Below are 3,375 nucleotides of genomic sequence, written 5' to 3' on the forward strand. Positions count from 1 at the left end.
CGAAGTCGTGCCACTGAAATCTTAAATCGAAAGAGAAAGCTTACTTTAGAAATGATTAGAAAAATTAATCAAAATCTAGGAATTCCTACAGACATTCTTGTAAAAGAATATAAAGTCAAAACTTCTAAGACAGTAAGAAAAAGAACGCCGTCCGTGGCGTAATTACTTCTGTAAACCCGAAAACTTCGCATAACAGCGACTTACCACTACGCTTCGGGACAAGCCCTCGCTCGGCCTTCGGCAAATTCCCCTTCTGGCATTCGCCTTGCGTTCGCAAGCTACATGCCAGTCCCTAACGTCCCGTTACCGGGACTCAGGGTCGGGGAACTTCGGTAAGTCTAGTTCGTTATGCGCAATGTCCCAAAAATGAATTAAGAAAAATACGATAAGATATCTTGAATCTTAGATCAATTTCACTATTTAAGCAAAAGATTAAGCTCGCAATAAATCATTATATATATATGAACCTTTACGATATACGTGGCGTAAAAAACTTAATAAACTATATCGAATCTTACAAATTTGAACTTGAAAAATATAAATTCAAATTTTATTATACGTGGCGTCCAGGAATGGGGGCCATTGTTGAATTGTCATATAAAGATTATAATTTAATAATAACAAACGATAGAGGACAATTTTTATAGATTTAAAGTCTAAAGCGGAATTCAAAGACCTGAATTTTCAATTGAATTCAATATTATCTTATATTCTATTTCAAAAAATGGAAAATTTGGATAAAATTAATAGAAAGCAAGTATTACTTGGTGATGAATTTCCAGATTTATTGACTGATCCATTGAAATATTATTTCATCTATCGTAATGAAATAAATGAAGTAGAACTTAATACTCAATTTAACAAAATAATTAATAAATTGCAAACTGAAAGATCAAAATATTTGTTTACACAATGAATATTTCATGATTAACCAGAATATCAAATTAAACTAATGAAACTCAAAATTCAAAACTATAAAAATTTGAAGAATTAAGTTTTAAATATCTAATTTGTATTTATTCTTATAATTTGGACACAGCGCATAACAGCGTGGAAACGCTTCGCTTCGGCACGAGGCCTCGCTCGGTCTGCGACACATTTCCCTTCTGTCACTCATTTGCATCCGCAAACTCCGTGCCAGTCCCTAACGTCCCGTTAACGGGACTCAGGGTCGGGAAACGTCGTCTCCACTAATTCGTTAGCCGCAATAGAAAAATGAAATACCTAGTTGCAATTGGAGAAACAAATAAATCAGAATTTGAATTCGGTGAATTCATTCATCTGGCTACAGCAATTTTAGTTTATCCAAAATTAAGATATATATTCGTTGGTGATCTAGAAAATCCACTTCACCTTGGATGTTACAATTTTATAACAAAATTCAAGAAACCTTCTGTTTTATTCAATTATGAAAAATACTCTAAAAAAGGAAAAAACTTTCCAATTGGAAAAACAGCAGACATTTTCAAAGAATTTTATAAAGAATTAATTCATGACAAATTCAATGATATTATTAATGAAAATTCTTCATCTCTTAATGAAATAAACGAATATATTCAAAAATTAAAATTAGATAAAAAAAATAAGTATGCTTTCATTTGGATTAGAAATGGAATGTATCAGCCTAATCGAAACATAACTAAAGAAGGAGTAATTCAACTGAATGACCAATTAGCAAAACAAAAAATTATACCAATATTAATCGGAAGCGATCTAGATACAGGTTTAACAAATATACCGAACCTACAATCCTATTTTCTTAACCCATTGTTCAAGAACAATATATTCAACCAATTAATACTATTAAGAGAACTAATAAATCAATATCATATTAAATTTTCTATTGGGTTAAAATCGGGAGGGATGGATGCACCTACATTAGTATTTCGCTTACCATGTATCTATTTTGGTGAGAAAAATAGAAATCGAAGAATGGATAAAGTAGGTGCTACAATTAAACAATTTAAATTTATCCCATTTCAAAATCAAAATTCAAAAGAATTTATTTCCTTTACTGAACAAGAACTAAAAACAACAAGAAAAATCGTAAGAGAAATAAAATAAATTTCTACTGCGGCTAACAGCGGGGAAACGCTTCGCTTCGGCACTGCCGGCCTCGCTCGGTCTGCGACACATTTCCCTTCTGTCACTCGTTTGCATTCGCAAACTCCGTGCCAGTCCCTAACGTCCCGTTCGGGACTCAGGGTCGGGAAACGTCGTCTCCCCTAGTTCGTTATACGCAAGTTGCTAAATTCAAACTATTCCCCAAAATAAGAAAAAATTAAGAAATTAAACCAAAAGTGTAATAAAATTTAGTAGATTTATGATAGCATATTTGATATCATAAATCTGTGCGGGTAACAATTGATACAAATGTTTTATATCAAGCTCTCAGAGACAGTAGAGGTGCTTCGCATTTTATATTAACTTTAGTTGAAAATAGAAGAATTGAGTTAGCTCTATCAACTCCAGTTTTTGTAGAATACTCTGATGTTTTACTTAGAGATAAATCTTTGTCGGATTTGGGTTTTTCAAAGAAGGAAATCAATCTTGTTTTGGACTTCCTTGCTTTTGTGGCTACGCCTTTTTCAATAAACTATTTACTAAGACCAAATCTTGGGGACGAAAACGATAATCTTTTTGTTGAACTTGCTTTTGCCAGTAACAGTCGATATCTAATTACTTCAAATATTAAAGATTTTAACGAAAATAAAGATCTTAAGTTTGATTCTTTTAAAGTTATCACTCCTACCGATTTTGCTAAATTTTGGAGATTAAATTATGAATAAAAAAAATGTTCTCACTATCCGTATTCCGGAAGATCTTAAAGAACGAATTGAGAAAACTGCTGCTACGCAAGGTGTTTCTCTTAATCAATTTGCTTTATATGCATTTACAAGAGGTATCAGTGATATTGATACTGCTAACTTTTTCAAAAAACGAATTCAAGGAAAAACGAAAGACTCGATTGATGACGGATTTAAGAAAGTTATGGGAAAAGTCGGGAAAAAAGAAAAAATCCCAAATTGGGATAAACTATAATTCTATACTAGCAACCAGCGTATAACAGCGTGGAAACGCTGCGCTTCGGCACAAGGCCTCGCTTGGGCTACGCCACATTTCCCTTCTGTCACTCGTTTGCATCCGCAAACTCCGTGCCAGTCCCTAACGTCCCGTTAACGGGACTCAGGGTCGGGAAACGTCGTCTCCACTAGTTCGTTATGCGACATTTTCAAAGTCAAATTTTAAATTAATTAATTGAGGAATTAACAACATCCTTCAATTTGTTTCGGAGGACATTTCACTGTTCCAAAAGAACAAAATACACAGCAATCACCATTCTTAGGCTTCATGTAATACAAACAACTATCACAT

The 3,375-nt window shown here is 33.4% G+C and carries 4 protein-coding genes and 1 pseudogene; 4 read left to right on the forward strand and 1 reads right to left on the reverse strand.

Annotated features, from left to right (window positions below; all coding sequences use genetic code 11):
• The 4 genes and pseudogenes from LEP1GSC199_RS22215 to LEP1GSC199_RS20425 form a co-directional block, all read left to right on the forward strand.
• Positions 1 to 162, forward strand: a pseudogene (locus LEP1GSC199_RS22215) (transcriptional regulator); the annotation flags it as partial.
• A 1,053-nt stretch (positions 163 to 1,215) separates the two neighbouring features.
• On the forward strand, positions 1,216 to 2,064 hold the full coding sequence (locus LEP1GSC199_RS20415) for a hypothetical protein (RefSeq protein WP_002992230.1): 849 nt from the start codon (positions 1,216 to 1,218) through the stop codon (positions 2,062 to 2,064).
• A gap of 287 nt (positions 2,065 to 2,351) precedes the next feature.
• On the forward strand, positions 2,352 to 2,789 hold the full coding sequence (locus tag LEP1GSC199_RS21100) for a putative toxin-antitoxin system toxin component, PIN family (RefSeq protein ID WP_002992226.1): 438 nt from the start codon (positions 2,352 to 2,354) through the stop codon (positions 2,787 to 2,789).
• Positions 2,782 to 3,042, forward strand: coding sequence for a toxin-antitoxin system HicB family antitoxin (locus LEP1GSC199_RS20425; protein WP_002992229.1), 261 nt, complete (start codon positions 2,782 to 2,784; stop codon positions 3,040 to 3,042). The genes LEP1GSC199_RS21100 and LEP1GSC199_RS20425 overlap by 8 nt, the downstream gene beginning before the upstream one ends.
• A 224-nt stretch (positions 3,043 to 3,266) precedes the next feature.
• Here LEP1GSC199_RS20425 and LEP1GSC199_RS22350 read toward each other — a convergent pair whose 3' ends face one another.
• Positions 3,267 to 3,362, reverse strand: a complete 96-nt coding sequence (locus LEP1GSC199_RS22350) for a GDCCVxC domain-containing (seleno)protein (RefSeq protein ID WP_415857913.1) — start codon at positions 3,360 to 3,362, stop codon at positions 3,267 to 3,269.
• Positions 3,363 to 3,375: the final 13 nt, after the last annotated feature.

It is taken from the genome of Leptospira vanthielii serovar Holland str. Waz Holland = ATCC 700522 (assembly GCF_000332455.1).
Lineage (GTDB): Bacteria > Spirochaetota > Leptospiria > Leptospirales > Leptospiraceae > Leptospira_A > Leptospira_A vanthielii.

Coding starts and splice junctions, on each gene's coding strand:
- LEP1GSC199_RS20415 (WP_002992230.1), top strand. CDS start 1,216: ATGAAATACCTAGTTGCAATTGGAGAAACAAATAAATCAGAATTTGAA.
- LEP1GSC199_RS20425 (WP_002992229.1), top strand. CDS start 2,782: ATGAATAAAAAAAATGTTCTCACTATCCGTATTCCGGAAGATCTTAAA.